The organism is Agrobacterium sp. El2ro-1b, from assembly GCF_048298475.1.
Taxonomy (GTDB): Bacteria; Pseudomonadota; Alphaproteobacteria; order Rhizobiales; family Rhizobiaceae; genus Agrobacterium; species Agrobacterium fabrum.
The window spans coordinates 979,768-993,494 of the sequence record NZ_CP103459.1; the positions used below are offsets into that span (position 1 = coordinate 979,768).

Annotated in this window: 16 protein-coding genes; 11 read left to right on the forward strand and 5 right to left on the reverse strand. The window is 58.6% G+C overall.

Annotated features, from left to right (window positions below):
- Positions 1–79: 79 nt before the first annotated feature.
- The 7 genes from NYR50_RS18710 to NYR50_RS18740 all read left to right on the forward strand — a co-directional run bounded on the left by NYR50_RS18710 (position 80) and on the right by NYR50_RS18740 (position 6,002).
- The gene (locus NYR50_RS18710) at positions 80–1,030 is read left to right on the forward strand and encodes an AraC family transcriptional regulator N-terminal domain-containing protein (protein ID WP_418137824.1); all 951 of its coding nucleotides are present in this window, start codon (positions 80–82) and stop codon (positions 1,028–1,030) included.
- A 284-nt stretch (positions 1,031–1,314) separates the two neighbouring features.
- On the forward strand, positions 1,315–2,256 hold the full coding sequence (locus tag NYR50_RS18715) for a LysR family transcriptional regulator (protein WP_418137825.1): 942 nt from the start codon (positions 1,315–1,317) through the stop codon (positions 2,254–2,256).
- A 167-nt stretch (positions 2,257–2,423) separates the two neighbouring features.
- Entirely contained in the window at positions 2,424–3,179 is a 756-nt protein-coding gene (locus NYR50_RS18720; protein ID WP_174010851.1) for an SDR family NAD(P)-dependent oxidoreductase, read from the forward strand.
- Between the two features lie 58 nt (positions 3,180–3,237).
- Positions 3,238–4,239, forward strand: coding sequence for a zinc-binding dehydrogenase (locus NYR50_RS18725; RefSeq protein WP_418137826.1), 1,002 nt, complete (start codon positions 3,238–3,240; stop codon positions 4,237–4,239).
- Positions 4,240–4,289: 50 nt separating this feature from the next.
- Entirely contained in the window at positions 4,290–4,496 is a 207-nt protein-coding gene (locus NYR50_RS18730) for a hypothetical protein (protein WP_418137827.1), read from the forward strand.
- 491 nt (positions 4,497–4,987) lie between these two features.
- Positions 4,988–5,377: a hypothetical protein gene (locus NYR50_RS18735; RefSeq protein ID WP_418137828.1), complete on the forward strand. Its 390-nt coding sequence runs from the start codon at positions 4,988–4,990 to the stop codon at positions 5,375–5,377.
- 226 nt (positions 5,378–5,603) lie between these two features.
- A complete protein-coding gene (locus NYR50_RS18740; protein WP_418137829.1) occupies positions 5,604–6,002 on the forward strand; it encodes a hypothetical protein in 399 nt (132 codons plus the stop codon).
- Positions 6,003–6,248: 246 nt separating this feature from the next.
- Here the strand turns inward: NYR50_RS18740 and NYR50_RS18745 are convergent, their stop codons facing one another.
- The 4 genes from NYR50_RS18745 to NYR50_RS18760 are packed head-to-tail and all read right to left on the reverse strand — an operon-like array spanning position 6,249 to position 9,689.
- The gene (locus tag NYR50_RS18745) at positions 6,249–7,127 is read right to left on the reverse strand and encodes an efflux RND transporter periplasmic adaptor subunit (protein WP_418138273.1); all 879 of its coding nucleotides are present in this window, start codon (positions 7,125–7,127) and stop codon (positions 6,249–6,251) included.
- A gap of 2 nt (positions 7,128–7,129) precedes the next feature.
- Positions 7,130–7,333, reverse strand: a complete 204-nt coding sequence (locus tag NYR50_RS18750; protein ID WP_174011242.1) for a DUF1656 domain-containing protein — start codon at positions 7,331–7,333, stop codon at positions 7,130–7,132.
- Entirely contained in the window at positions 7,333–9,321 is a 1,989-nt protein-coding gene (locus NYR50_RS18755; RefSeq protein WP_418137830.1) for an FUSC family protein, read from the reverse strand. The genes NYR50_RS18750 and NYR50_RS18755 overlap by 1 nt, the downstream gene beginning before the upstream one ends.
- Positions 9,318–9,689, reverse strand: a complete 372-nt coding sequence (locus NYR50_RS18760) for a hypothetical protein (protein WP_174010840.1) — start codon at positions 9,687–9,689, stop codon at positions 9,318–9,320. Before NYR50_RS18760 ends, NYR50_RS18755 begins: the two co-directional genes overlap by 4 nt.
- A 72-nt stretch (positions 9,690–9,761) precedes the next feature.
- Between NYR50_RS18760 and NYR50_RS18765 the strand changes: the two genes are divergently transcribed.
- Together NYR50_RS18765 and NYR50_RS18770 are read left to right on the forward strand one after the other, a co-directional pair.
- Complete coding sequence (locus NYR50_RS18765; protein WP_174010838.1) at positions 9,762–10,604, forward strand: AraC family transcriptional regulator; 843 nt, start codon at positions 9,762–9,764, stop codon at positions 10,602–10,604.
- Between the two features lie 3 nt (positions 10,605–10,607).
- Positions 10,608–10,982 (forward strand): VOC family protein, encoded by a 375-nt coding sequence (locus NYR50_RS18770; RefSeq protein ID WP_174010836.1) that lies wholly within the window; start codon positions 10,608–10,610, stop codon positions 10,980–10,982.
- A gap of 67 nt (positions 10,983–11,049) precedes the next feature.
- Here the strand turns inward: NYR50_RS18770 and NYR50_RS18775 are convergent, their stop codons facing one another.
- Positions 11,050–11,946: a LysR family transcriptional regulator gene (locus NYR50_RS18775; RefSeq protein ID WP_174010835.1), complete on the reverse strand. Its 897-nt coding sequence runs from the start codon at positions 11,944–11,946 to the stop codon at positions 11,050–11,052.
- A gap of 124 nt (positions 11,947–12,070) precedes the next feature.
- Between NYR50_RS18775 and NYR50_RS18780 the strand changes: the two genes are divergently transcribed.
- The gene (locus NYR50_RS18780; protein ID WP_418137831.1) at positions 12,071–13,042 is read left to right on the forward strand and encodes an MBL fold metallo-hydrolase; all 972 of its coding nucleotides are present in this window, start codon (positions 12,071–12,073) and stop codon (positions 13,040–13,042) included.
- 34 nt (positions 13,043–13,076) lie between these two features.
- Positions 13,077–13,646 carry a pyridoxamine 5'-phosphate oxidase family protein gene (locus NYR50_RS18785; RefSeq protein WP_418137832.1) on the forward strand — a complete coding sequence of 190 codons (570 nt, stop codon included), beginning with the start codon at positions 13,077–13,079 and terminating at the stop codon, positions 13,644–13,646.
- Positions 13,647–13,727 lie beyond the last annotated feature (81 nt).

The following is a 13,727-nucleotide window of genomic DNA, read 5'->3' on the forward strand; positions in this document are numbered from 1 at the left end:
GATTAACCGTGGATGTGACAGATAATCTAGAGCCATCACCACTTCGATTGCGGATCCTCTTAAAGTTTTGCCAATTCCTATGATCTGCAAAAAGCCACCCACCGTACATGATCAGCTTGTGCTCCTGGTCGAGCAACTGGCTCCTCGTCTCGGGTATAATCAGACTGCGCTTGGTTGTATCCGTATTCTCCGCACGGAAGCGGTGCTGAATGACATTCCGGTTCTTTATAAGCCGGGGGCCGTGTTCGTGTTGCAGGGAAGCAAATACGGCACGCTGGACGGAGAAATCTATCTCTATGACGAGGACCACTATCTCGCCGTTTCGGTGCCCGTTCCGTTCCGGATGACGTCCAAGGCCAGTCCGCAACGGCCACTGCTCGCGATCTATCTGGAGTTCGATATGCAGATGGCGGCTGAGATCGCCATGCAGGTCGAAAAGCTCGCCGGCCCCCCAGACGCTAAGCCGAAAGGACTCTTCTCGAGCAGAATGGATAGCGGTATCGGCGACGTCCTACGGCGCCTGTTGATGGCTCTCGGCAGCCCGGTCGAGGTCGCCGTGCTTGGAGGCTCCATCCTGCGCGAACTGCATTACCGGGTCATGTCGGGGCCGCAAGGCGGCGCGGTGATCGCGACCCTGCAACGGAAAGGGACTTCGGGCAAACTTGTCGAGAGCGTGGCTTGGCTGCGGCAGAACTACGGTTCTGAAATCGCTGTCGCTGACTTGGCCAGAGCGGTGGGCATGAGCGTTCCTTCTTACCACGTCCATTTCAAAGACCTGACGGGCTCGAGTCCCATGCAATATGTGAAAGCACTGCGGCTGCACGAGGCGAGACTTATGATCGCCAGACAGATCGGAACAATCGCGGAGGCCGCGGCTTCAGTCGGCTATGCCAGTGCCGCGCAATTCAGCCGCGATTTCAGACGGCATTTTGGGCGTACTGCATCGGAAGAGGTGAAGTGGGTCCAGCATCACCTAGGTGAACAGGTCCGACCATCGCCCGACGAACTCCTGCAACCCGACCGGTGGTGAAGAGGTCGCACAGCCATGAATTTTGTCTGGAAACTGGGTGCTGTCTTCATCGATACCAAGTAGAAGCCGAAGGCTCTGCTTGACCATTATTGGGAGATGATGACCAGCCGCTACGGCGATTGGGAGGAATTGGGGGATCTGTTGGTTGCGGGCCCCGAGCGCAAGGAGACTTGCAAATCCCGGCGCCCTAGAGAAAATGATCCAGCTAAAGCAAAAACTTGCATGGCCTGTGTCATGCGTCGGGTATAGTTTCATCTCAACGCACTCGATTACGCAGGCTTCCCTTGGATCAGATACTCGCCATTCGAACGTTTGTCCGCGTCGCCGAGGCAGGCTCTTTCGCCAGGGCGGCGGACACACTGAACCTGCCCCGGTCCTCTGTCAGTAAACTTGTGCAGGATCTTGAGTCGCATCTCGGGACAAAGCTGGTGGAGCGCACCACGCGGTCGGTCACGATGACAACCGAGGGCATCGCCTATCACGAGCGCGCGCTGAAGCTGCTTGCAGATCTCGATGACATGGACGGCACTGTCGCCGGTTCCCGCAGCGCGCCCAAGGGAAAGCTGCGTGTCGACATCGGCTCCGTGCTGGCAAACCAGATCCTCATTCCCGCCCTCCCAGACTTTCAGCACCAGTACCCTGATATCGATCTCATGCTTGGCGTCAGCGACCGCCCCGCCGACCTCATCAGCGAGGGGATCGATTGCGTCATTCGCGGCGGGGCGCTGGGTGACTCCTCGATGAAGGCGCGGAAGCTCTGCGAGCTGGACTACGTGATTTGTGCATCGCCCGCCTATCTGGATGGACTGCAGTTGCCGGAGCGGCCTGATGATATCGAGAGGCATCGGATCGTCAGCTACTTCTCCGCATCATCTGGAAAGAGATTTCCGTTGCGCTTTCAGCGCGGCGAACAGCGAAGTGAGTATCTGCCGACCTCCAGCGGCATTTCAGTCAACGAGAGCACCGCACACCTGAACGCGCTACTCGCCGGGCTAGGGATCGGCCAGAGCTTCGGTTTCCTCGCACGACCTCATTTCAAGACCGGCGCGCTGGTGGAGCTATTGCCCGATTGGAAGCCGGACAATCATCCGCTGCACCTCGTCTACCCGGCGGATCGATTTCCAAACCCGCGCCTGCGCGCCTTCACGGGATGGGCGGCAAAGATATTCGAAGCCGTCGATGCCAGACGCAATGGGACGGCAGAAACCATCCATCCCCATGGATAATGTCTCCATCCGGAGCGGCTTCTCGCTGCCGGACTGACGAACTAACTTCTCCTCATCGGACGGCGACGAGGTCAACAGCCAACGCCAGCCCCTGAATAGTTTCAGAACTTCAACAGGCCGCGCATTCGGGCTGAACCCTTCCGCGCGCCCAGCACCAGGAGAATAAAATGACCAACAGACTTGAAAACAAGATCGCCGTAGTCACTGGAGCAACCAGCGGCATCGGCCTCTCGACCGCCAAGCTTTTCGCCGCCGAAGGCGCTCGCGTCTACATCACCGGCCGGCGCAGGGACGCGCTCGACAAGGCAGTCGCCGAGATCGGCCATGGCGCGGTCGGCGTGCAGGCGGACTCCGCAAGCAACGCTGATCTCGACAAGCTGTTCGCCCAGGTAAAGGCGGAACAGGGACGCCTTGACGCCCTCGTCGTCAACGCTGGCGGTGGGAGCATGCTCCCGCTCGGTCAGATCACCGAGGAGCAGGTCGACGACACCTTCGGCCGCAACGTTAAGGCCGTCATCTTCACGGTGCAGAAAGCGCTTCCGCTTTTGGGCAAGGGCTCCTCCGTCGTGCTGACCGGCTCGACGGCCGGCTCGGAAGGCACGGCTGCCTTCTCCGTCTATTCCGCGTCCAAGGCCGCCGTTCGCAACCTGGCCCGCTCCTGGGCGCTTGACCTGAAAGGCACCGGCATCCGCGTCAACGTGGTCTCGCCCGGCGCGACGCGCACCCCTGGCCTCGTCGAGCTTGCCGGTGACGACAAGGAACAGCAGCAGGGCCTGCTCGACTATCTCGCCTCGCGCATCCCGCTCGGCCGCGTTGGCGAATCCGAGGAGATCGCCAAGGCAACCCTGTTTCTCGCTTCAGACGATTCGAGCTTCGTCAACGGCGCCGAGCTCTTCGCCGACGGCGGGCAGGCCCAGGTCTAACCCCACAGCAGAAGCGGCTGACAACCGCTCCACTTCTTATTCTCAAGGAGAGCCCGCGATGCGCGCCGCAGTCTATTTCAAGCATGGGAAGCCTGAGGACGTTCTTCAGGCAGTCGACGTCGAAGATCCCAAGCATCCCGAACACAACGAAGTGCTGATCCGGGTGCTTCTCCGGCCGGTCCACCACGGCGACCTTCTCGGCATATCGGGACGCTACCAGCCCGGAGCAGTGGTTTCGAAAGAGGGCGTGCGCGTCGGCTTTGAAGGCTACGGCCTCGTCGAGGAAGCCGGCGATGGCGTCAATCTGAAGCAAGGCACCCGCGTCGCCTTCTTTCCAGGCCGCGGCGCGTGGAGCGAGAAGGCGATCGTCTCGGCTGAATATGTTACCGAAATCCCCGATAACGTATCAGATGAAGCCGCAGCGCAGCTTCACGTCAATCCGCTGACAACGGCGCTTCTCTTGCGGGCCGTCGAGGCATCCGGTGCGAAACCGGGCCGCGACGTCGTCATTCTCACTGCCGCCGGATCCGCAGTCGCCAGGCTGGTGATCGGACTGCTGCTCGATCGCGGCTTCGACGTGGTCGGGATCGTCCGGCGCGAAGCCGGCGTGAACGATCTCAATGTGGTTTTTCCGGATCTACCGGTTGTTTCTACCGACAAACCGGGCTGGCAGGACAAGGTCGTTGCGGCAACCGACGGCCATCCCATCGGCGTCGTGCTCGACCCTGTTGGGGGCGAGACGGCCAGTGCGGTGATTGGCCTCCTCGCCCAAGGAGGCAGCCTTGTGTCCTACGGCGACCTTTCGCAACAGCCGATCTCGGTCCCTGCGCTTTATTTTTCGACCCGCGACATTCGCCTATCGGGCGTGACGGTCGGGCGGTGGGCGGGCCTGCCTGTCGAAATCCGCAAGGCCGATATCGAGCTGGCGCTAGAGCTTGCAGCCAGCAAGCCGGAGCTCTTTCAGGCCGAGCAGACGTTCGATCTCGCGGATGTCGGCACGGCCGCCGCACTGGTCGAGAAGCCCGGCAAATCCGGCACGGTTCTGATCGCGTCGCGCTAGGCGCCGCGCAACCGAAATACACCATCAGCCAGCCAAAGGAGAAAACGGCAATGGCCGACCACGACAAGACCCTGCCGACGAATATGCTCGTCAGCGCCTATTATCGCGTTCACCCGGATGATCGGCGGGCCTTCATCGACGCGGTAATACCTGACATGAAGGCGGCAGCCGAGATTGAGGGATGCATCTTCTACACCTTCGCGCAGGATCTGACAGGCCACAATCATGAAATACCTCTAAGCCAGGGAACCAACTGAACGAAATTTCCGTTGCCGTCACGATTATTTCTTCGGAGGCGCGTCATGAAATTCAAGCTGGCTTTAAGCGTAGTTCTAAGCGTTACCTTTACGGCGGCAGTCGCGGAAGCACGGACCCAATTGTATCTTTATGGTACTGTCCCAGTGACAGGTAACCACACACTCGAGGTTGCCTATCGTGCCGCCCTCGACAGGTGCAGTTTCGAATCCTACCCATCATATGACCACGCGGGTCTTTATGCAGGCGCCTACGGTTCTGCCGAGGCGCGCAGTTGCATGTACCGTAAGGGTTTCGTCTTTGAAAATGGTGAGCCTTTTGCATACCCTGTGAGGAAGGCAACTTACTTTTATGGTAACTAGTCGTTGAAGGGGGCGACTTGATGTATTCACGAGACCTGACCCCACGGTGCCGTCATTGCAGTTGATTGGCGCGATTGCGTCTTGAAAACTGGCTCCCGAATATCGATTTTCAGGCTAACCTGGAGGTCGACATGATCTACATTATTTTCGCACTATGTGCGCTCGTGGCGACGTTCTTTGCGTGTCGCTATTTCGCCGCCAAGACTCTGCTTGTCGAACAGGAAATCGACAAAGCTATCGCGCGGCGATTTTTGTCTAGCGAGAAGGCTCTCGAGCTTGCGAAACTGCGAGAGGAGAACGCCGTTGTCCGAAATCTCTTGCTCGACCTTCTGGAGAACGAAGCGGATTTTCCAGTTCAGCCGGCAACGGTGTCGAAGGACGATTTACGCAGGATGAGCGTCGCCAAGATCCAGCGGTATCGCGAGATACTGGCCGAAAGTCGGCACTTGCTGCAACAGCGTGAGGCCAAAGACGTTTTTCAACACTCCAGCGCATTGAAGGCTGACCAACGGAAGATGTGACGTTAGAAAAGGTCGAGCAGAGAACTTCAGAAAGCCGTCTCTCGAAAGGACGCCTGCTGCCGGCCCAAAGCTCTTCTGCGGATGCGACGGCCTCTATCAATGGTTTTGCCTGAACCATCTGGAACTCTCCACGCGATTTGAATATCAGGATATTGCCCGTCGACCTGCACCTTAAATGGTGCGAAGGGGAAGGCCGCAGTTACACGAAAGCTCACAAGGAACCCAAATGTCTATCACTGTACAGAGAACAATTCCTGCTGAGCGAATGCTCCAGTTCCACCAAATGGTTGATCGGTGGCTGGGAGAAGGTCCGATCAAGCTTGCGACGAACGCAACGATAACCGCAATGGACAATGCCGGCATCCCGAAGGCCGAACAGGCGGCGATTATCGAGGATCGGGATATCATCATGAAATATAATATGCGCCTTGGTGTAATCAGCGAGGTATTTGGCCCAGCCATTGATAAAGCAGTGGGGTCGTACCGCTCGGGAAGTGAAGCTCAGGATGAAATCGCTCGGCTGATTGTGACCGCGATCGGTATCCGTCAGGACGATGACAGTGAGCTGATCACATTCACCTTCACGACCCAAGCCGAAGCAGATGTATTCGACAAAGCTACTTGATGGACTGCGTGTCCTGCCGCTCCTATGTCTTTATCGCTGACAAGTAAAAATGCAGCGGCCCGGTTCAGCGTCGCCTGATGCTAATGACATTCCGTTACGCTGTGCTGCTGCTGACGCATTTTCCAGACGAATCGACGAAAGCTGCCCTTTCTTCATCCGCTGATCGGCGACCAGCGGTTCCATCCTGGTCTATCTCGGAGCGCGGCCTGGTGTGACCTCGGCATGCTATGTAAGACAGGCTGCCACTTAATTCTTTTTCCGCCCAATCGAGACCGTCGCTGTCCTTCCAGTAATCAGTCGAACCTCCTTAGGGACATCATCGATCTCGATCCGCACGGGAATTCTCTGGGCGAGCCGCACCCATGAGAATGTCGGAGCCACACTTGCGAGTGAGCCGGCCGTATCGCTCCGTTCCCGGTCCTCGATACCCGCGGCAATTCCGGCGACGTGTCCGGTGAGCCACTCGGCTTCACCCATGATCTTGATCGCAACGGGGTCACCGACATGGATTCTCGGTAGCTTGGTTTCTTCAAAATATCCCGCAAGATAGATGGATTGTCTTTCCACCAGGACACCCACGGCATTTCCAGCCTGGACGTAGTTTCCCTTGCGAAGGGAAAAATTTGTAATCGCCCCGGATGCCGGCGCCTTCAGCGTTGTCCGCTCAAGATTCAGCTTTGCCAGATCCCGCGCGACCAGCGCCGATCGATAGGCAGCCTCTGCCTGGTACATCCGGCTTTCCGCCTGCTGCCGCTCTTTGAGGCTCGCAGCCTCCTTCGATGCAAGCAATTGATACCGTTCGAAATCGATTTTCGCTAGCTCTGATGCCGCCCTCGACCCCGTGACCTGTGTTTCTGCCTCTCGCAACGCAAGCTCGAAACGATCCGTTTCGATGCGAAACAACGGCGTTCCTTTCTCAACCTGCGCATTATCCGACACAAGCACCTCGGTGACCGGCCCCGAAACATCCGGTGCAAGTCGAACTATATCGGCACGGACATGGGCGTCTCGCGTCCACGGCGCCTCCATGTAAAAAGACCAGATGTGCCAGCCCAGCACGGCAGCACATGCCACCATGGACAGCGTCAGGAGGACTTGACCGGAAGTGAACGCCAGATTTTTCATAGTCATTGAAACCAGCCGATAGCGGCGGAAAATCCGCCGACAAGTGAGATATAAAGTGCGAGGTTGAACAGAGAGCGATGCCAAACCGCGCGATAAAAACCTATCCGGCCGAGAAAGAAGGCGAGAACGCGCAACCCGACGTAAGCAGACAAAGCGAGCGCTGCGGAGGATGGCAGAAAGACGCCATAGAGATCGAGGTCTTCCATCAAGCGGCTTTACCTCCTGTAAACAGTAATTCAGGAGCGGGCCTGTCGGCGGCCGGAGCAATGCATAGGCGAAGAGCGGCAGCGTGGATCAGAACCTCGTTATCCATTGCGGTGGTGACGGCAAGGGAAAGGATGAGATCATCCAGCGCCCGCACGGCGTCTTCCAAGGAGGTCTGTCGATCAGCCGGGAGGCTGCCGTACAATACTCTGACTGCGCGGAAGACCGATCCTGCGGCGAGACGAATATCGACCGACGCTTTTGCAACAAGCTCTTGCATTGCAATCAGATGCAGGCCTGCGCGGATATCCCGTAAAGGGTCGCAATCGCCGACGTTAGAAGTCCGCGGGAGTTTTGCCGCTCTCGAGGCAAACAGGCCGACTACGTCGACCATGCGATGTCTTGTAACAAGCCGGCCGGCGTGCTTGCCAACGGCGATATTTGCGACGTGCCTGCGGGTGACGGAAAAAAGTCTTCTGGCGTTTGTTTCGGCTTGCACAGATCGAAAGATACCACAGACCGCAATCGTCCAGACCATCGCCAGAATGGTCGCTGCCGTCGCATTCGCGAATGTGGTGAAATCAGTCCTCGGATATGCCTGAAGCGTGAGAAGAAGCGGGAAATTGATGCAAAGACCCATACCGACAAATGCGAGCGAAGGCACGGCGAGGCATATTCCCGCCGGTATCAGAAACACTCCCAGAGCAGCGACAAGCGGTACAAAACTGTCAATCGCCGGGAGGATCGCATAGCCATACACGAATGCCGCGATCGCAGCGCAGATCGTCACATTAGCGAATTTGCGCATGGCTGGGACCGGATCGTCCATCGTGGCAAGGAGGCAGCACAGAACGCCCGATATCTGGGCAAGCGTCATACCGTCGGACCAGCCAGTGGCGATCCAGAAGAAGAGCGACGTCGCAAGGCACACCGCAACTGCAAGCGACGATAGCAACGCCATTCCGATATCACGGTGCGGTGCGGGGATTCTGAGGGGTAAGCGAGCCGCTGCGCCTTTTTCGCTTTCAATCAGGTTTCGAAGATTGAAGCACTCCTCAGAGAGCCGAAAAGCAGTCCGCAGCTCCCGGGTATAATTGGCGAGAAGAAGTTTTTCCCATGTTGGGGGCTCGACCGACGAGGTTGCAGCGACTGTGACCTCAAGCGGAGGCGAACCAACCTCGGTGATCGTTGCCAAAGTCTTTTCGTGAAAGGACGGATCAAGCCTGCAAAGCGCTCGTCGCAAATCCTCCAGCTCGCTCAGCAACGGAAGGAAGGCTACCATCCTGTGCTGCAGCGACTTCACCAACGCCACTCTGCTTCGGTATCTTGAGCCGTCATACTGAAGATGGACCGCAAAAGAACGCAGATCGGCCACCTCCGCTGCCAGCGCATGGAACTCCATCCTGCTCTGGGCTTGGTCTATTTCGCCGGCTGTCGCTGCAAGCGACTTCTGCGCCCTCGCCATCCAGCCATCGATCCGGTTAAGAAGGGTTGCCCCGACATGAACCGGAAAAACAACGTGACTGACGATCGAAGCGCATATGATCGCGAGTCCGATTTCCTCTACGCGGGAAACGACAATATCGAAAGCATTTGCGGGAGTGTTGACCAGCGGTAGTCCCGCAAGAAGCACCGTATACCCCGCCAACAGGGCAACATAACTACGTGGCGTGCGATCAAGAAGACTGAAGAGAGTGCATGTGGAAACCCATAGGATGATTGCGCCAGAGAGCAAGATCGGCGCATTTACGAGGTTCGGGACCATCACGATTGTCGCGCTGCCGCCTATCAGTGTTCCGAGCAGCCGATACGCCGACTTTGATGAGATCGCGCCGGACAGGGGATGAGCGACGATGTAAACGGTTGCAACTGCCCAGTAAGGTCGGTTCAAGTCAAAGCTGAGGGCTATAAGATACGCCAGCATAGCCGCGAGGAATGTTTTCAGTGAAAAGATGACGTTCCCGCTGGTGACAACTGGCCCGGCACTCAAATGTCCTCTCCTGTCCGGGAGGTATTCTGCTCCACACCCGGCTCGTCGCAGGTGGTCCTGGGCGGCAGGTCATAGATCGCTGGCGAGACATAGCAAAAGAATGGCGCGGCGAGGCAGGCGTGCAGATAGGCTTCAGCCTGATCGGCGCACTCATGGATCGACGTGCCCTCCGGACGACGGCCGACAAGCGCGGCGGCTTTTAAAAGAATATAATCCGTGATTGTCTTCAAAAGACCGGCCCGTGGCGCGTTTGTTTGCGTCGGGTATGGCGGCAGAATCCAAAGACTACGAGGCCCTTTTCGAGATAGACGAATTTCGGTTCTGACAATGTCAGACCACCATCGGTCGTCGATTTTTTGAAGTGCCATGATCGTTCTCCCGCCTGTTTGCCGGATCAACCTATCGACAACCCACGCAGAAGAATTTAGATATACGATCAAATGATCACTAAATTCCACCAGTCGCAGATATCCCTTGCCGGTGCCCTGGCCGACCATGATCTTGAGAACTCCGCTGCTCCCGTGCGCGCCGTGAGAATCGATGTATCGCAGAACGAACGCGAGGCTCCCGAACATCAGCACCGCAAGGGCCAGCTTGTCATGCCCCTGCGGGGAGGCGTGACGTGTCGCGTCCCGAGCGGCATGTGGATGGTTCCGCCTCACTGTGGTGTCTGGGTTCCAGGGGGCATGCTTCACAGCAATGTGGCCACGGCCAACGCGCGTTTGTTTTTCCTGTTCATCGAGCCGGGGGCCGCCGATTTACCGAACCGGTGCTGCACGCTTTCCCTGTCACCGCTTGTCAGGGAACTGATCATCGAGATGGCCGACCAATCCGCTGCTGGGACCGCTGACTCAGAACTCATGACAACGCTGCTTCTGTCGGCCTTGTCGCGGATGCCGGTCGAGCATCTTCATCTCCCGCTGACGGACGAGCCCCGGCTTGCACGCATTGCATCGGAATTGGCGGGCGATCCTTCCGACCGCAGCACGATGGCGCAATGGGCAAAACGAATGGCGATGAGTGAGAATTCGCTCGCCCGTCTCGTCCAAAACGAGACGGGCCTGACCTTCGGCCGCTGGCGACAGCAATTGCAGGTGATTGTCGCAATCCGAAGCCTTGCAGCGGGGGCGACGGTGCAGCAGGTTTCGGGGGACCTTGGATATCAATCCGTGTCTGCATTCATAACCATGTTCAAGAAAGCGCTTGGCACATCGCCTGCCCGATATCTGGGAAATTTCGACCGCTGGACATCAGAAGATACAGCGACACCTGAGAGGAGATAAAGCATGTTCACCCACGTCATGATCGGCAGCAACGACCTGGAGCGGGCCAGGAAATTCTACGATGCCATCTTCGCCGCTCTGGGCGGCAAGCCCGGTGAGATGGACGCGAGAGGCCGACTGATCTACGCCCATGAGGGTGGGCGACTCATGATCACGAAACCGATCGACGGCAAGCCGGCGACTGCTGCCAACGGCGGAACGATCGGTATTGCGGCCGCAACCCCCGACCATGTTTTGGCCTGGCATGCTGCCGGCGTCACGCATGGCGGCATGGCAATCGAGAGCCCGCCGGCGGCGCGGCCGAACGGGGCGTTCGTCGCATATCTTCGCGATCCTGATGGAAATAAACTGACCGCGCGGACGCCTCCGACGACGTGAGGCAGGCCGCCTCACGCTCGGTTGGTTTCGTGAAATGAAGCAAACCGGCATTGGTCCGGATCGGAACTTAATGAGCCATTTGCTCGCGCAGGCGGGGCGTGATCCAGTCCAGAAAGCGTCGCACCTTCGGCGACAAGGGATCGGCCGGCCCGTGAATGACATTAACGGGCAGCGGTTCAGGTGCGAACTCGGTCAGAATTTCCTGCAGGGCGCCGGAACTTAGCTGATCGGCAACCTGGTAGGAGAGCACCCGGATGATGCCGATGCCAGACACGGCCGCCTGAATTGCGGCCTCTGTCGTGTTGACCGCAAGCCTGGGTCGGGGTTCGACATTGAAGGTGGCCCCGTCGCGGCGGTAACGCACTTCGGGCGCGGTCGCGAAGCCCTGGAAACTAATACCGTCGTGATGGGCGAGGTCGTCGGGGTCAAGCGGAACTCCTCGCCGGGTGATATAGTCCGGGCTGGCGCAGACGAGCCGGCGGACTGCGCCGACACGTGTTGCGATCAGCGCGCTGTCGGCCAGATGGCCGATGCGCAGCGCCACATCGACGGGTTCGTCCGCCAGACTTATCTGGCGGTCCGTCAGCGTCAGCCGCATGTCGATTTCGGGTTGCTCCTTCAGGAATTCCAGCACTACAGGCAGAACGTGGCGCTCCCCGAAAGCAATCGGCGCCGTCATATGGAGCCCTCCGCGCAGCGCGCCGTAATCGCCGCTGGCCTGCCGCTCGGCCGCGTCCAGTTCGCCCAGGATACGCCGTGACGCGGCGACGTAATTTCGTCCTTCATCCGTCAGGGTCAGGCCGCGGCGGGTACGCAGCACCAGACGGGCGCCAAGGTGCTTTTCGAGGTCGGCGACCTTGCGGCTGACCGTGGCGAGCGGCGCCTGCAATCGCCGTGCACCAGCCGAGAGGCTGCCGGCATCCACCACCGCAAGCAGGACTGACATCGCTTCAAACCGGTCCATTCTATCCTTCCATAAATTGGGAGGTAATCTCCTGAAATCGCAGGATACCGTATCGGTTTTGGATATCCTAGCTTTGATGATGTCGGGGGCCTTCCCTCATTGCCACAATAAGGAGAAAGACATCATGCCCTATCTTTCGCGTCGTGCCTTCGCCAGCGCTCTTCCTCTTGGCCTCCTCGGGGGAGGACTCATCCATAGCGCGCAGGCCGTCGCCGCAACACCGGACCAGGTCGCCAGGCTGGCCAGCGTACTGCCGCTGGCGCAGATCCGCATCGGCCGCTTTACAGTAACGGCGCTGACGGATGGTTATGCGGATATGCCCTACAACTTTTTCCCAGGACGGGAACCGGTCCAGGTGGAACAGGCGGCTGCCGCCCAGTTCACCGCCAGGCCAAGCGGAGTGCGGTTTCTGTTCAATCAGTATCTTGTCGATGATGGCCAACGCCGCATCTTGATTGATGCCGGTGCCGCGGGCTCGATCGGGCAAACCGGCAACCTGCCGCAAGCCCTCGCCAGGCTCGGTCTGCGGCTTGATCAAATTGACGCGGTGATCGTGACGCACATGCATCAGGACCACATGGGCGGCCTGATCGCCGGCGGCAGGAACAACTATCCGAACGCGGAGGTCTATATCGATCGGCGCGATGTGAAGCATTGGACCGACCCGGCCAAGCGTAGCGGCGCGCCTGATTATCTTCAAACCAGCTTTCAGATGGCGGAAGAGGTGGTGCGCCTCTATCCCAGACTTCAGGCGATCGACGGAGAGCGCGAAATTATGCGCGGCGTCTCGATTGTCGACCTGACCGGCCACACACCCGGTCACATCGGTGTTCGGGTGGAGGATGAGGGAAAGAGCCTTGTCATGGTTTCAGACATGATCTTCCCGGTCGTACATCCGGGAGCGACCGATGTGTTTTTTCTGTTCGAACAGGACCGGGCAGCGGCCAAGGCGATGCGCCAACGCTTCTTTCCTCGCGCCGCTTCGGAAGGCACGCTCATAGCCGCGACGCACATGCCGTTCCCGGGGCTAGGTCACATCGTTGCCGATCGGGGACAAATCCGCTGGCAGGTCGCGGACTGGGCTTTGCAAGACTAAGGCCGGTTTCGGGCATCTGGAAAGGCAGGTGGAAATGAGCAAATATCTCGATATTGCCGCGACTCCTTCCGTCGTGGCCGCGCAGGATAAGTATGGAAGTGCGGAGCAATGGGCGCGGATTGCGGCGCGCAGTGACGCTGATGAAACGGCCCGGAGCCAACGCCTCGGTCCGGCAGAAACAGCCTTCATTCGAGCGCGCGACGGTTTTTATCTCGCCAGTGTCTCGGAGACGGGCTGGCCTTACGTCCAGTACAGGGGCGGACCGGCCGGTTTCCTCACCACTCTCAACCCGACACTGCTGGGCTTTGCGGATTTTCGCGGGAACCGACAATACATCACGACAGGCAATATAACAGCGAATGACCGCGTCTCACTGTTCCTGATGGACTACGCGCACCGGCAACGCCTGAAAATCTTTGCCCACATGCGGATCATCGACGCAGAAGATGATCCTTTGCTGGCAGAGAGGCTGACCCTGCCCGGCTATCCCGCTCGTGTGGAACGTCTTGTGCTCATCGCCGTGGAGGCATTCGACTGGAACTGCCCCCAGCATATAACGCCGCGCTTTACACTTGCCGAGTTGGAGCATTGGCGAATGGAGTGAACAGGGTTGCTGCCCCAATGCCTCGGGACTTTATCGAGCCGAAGGGGCAGTGAATGGCGCGGGGCTGACAAAAACCGCATT

What these genes read in the sequence shown, in the direction of transcription:
- NYR50_RS18710 (WP_418137824.1), top strand. Translation starts at nt 80, where the DNA reads ATGATCTGCAAAAAGCCACCCACCGTACATGATCAGCTTGTGCTCCTG.
- NYR50_RS18720 (WP_174010851.1), top strand. Translation starts at nt 2,424, where the DNA reads ATGACCAACAGACTTGAAAACAAGATCGCCGTAGTCACTGGAGCAACC.
- NYR50_RS18725 (WP_418137826.1), top strand. Translation starts at nt 3,238, where the DNA reads ATGCGCGCCGCAGTCTATTTCAAGCATGGGAAGCCTGAGGACGTTCTT.
- NYR50_RS18730 (WP_418137827.1), top strand. Translation starts at nt 4,290, where the DNA reads ATGGCCGACCACGACAAGACCCTGCCGACGAATATGCTCGTCAGCGCC.
- NYR50_RS18735 (WP_418137828.1), top strand. Translation starts at nt 4,988, where the DNA reads ATGATCTACATTATTTTCGCACTATGTGCGCTCGTGGCGACGTTCTTT.
- NYR50_RS18740 (WP_418137829.1), top strand. Translation starts at nt 5,604, where the DNA reads ATGTCTATCACTGTACAGAGAACAATTCCTGCTGAGCGAATGCTCCAG.
- NYR50_RS18745 (WP_418138273.1), bottom strand. Translation starts at nt 7,127, where the DNA reads ATGAAAAATCTGGCGTTCACTTCCGGTCAAGTCCTCCTGACGCTGTCC.
- NYR50_RS18750 (WP_174011242.1), bottom strand. Translation starts at nt 7,333, where the DNA reads ATGGAAGACCTCGATCTCTATGGCGTCTTTCTGCCATCCTCCGCAGCG.
- NYR50_RS18760 (WP_174010840.1), bottom strand. Translation starts at nt 9,689, where the DNA reads ATGGCACTTCAAAAAATCGACGACCGATGGTGGTCTGACATTGTCAGA.
- NYR50_RS18765 (WP_174010838.1), top strand. Translation starts at nt 9,762, where the DNA reads ATGATCACTAAATTCCACCAGTCGCAGATATCCCTTGCCGGTGCCCTG.
- NYR50_RS18770 (WP_174010836.1), top strand. Translation starts at nt 10,608, where the DNA reads ATGTTCACCCACGTCATGATCGGCAGCAACGACCTGGAGCGGGCCAGG.
- NYR50_RS18775 (WP_174010835.1), bottom strand. Translation starts at nt 11,946, where the DNA reads ATGGACCGGTTTGAAGCGATGTCAGTCCTGCTTGCGGTGGTGGATGCC.
- NYR50_RS18780 (WP_418137831.1), top strand. Translation starts at nt 12,071, where the DNA reads ATGCCCTATCTTTCGCGTCGTGCCTTCGCCAGCGCTCTTCCTCTTGGC.
- NYR50_RS18785 (WP_418137832.1), top strand. Translation starts at nt 13,077, where the DNA reads ATGAGCAAATATCTCGATATTGCCGCGACTCCTTCCGTCGTGGCCGCG.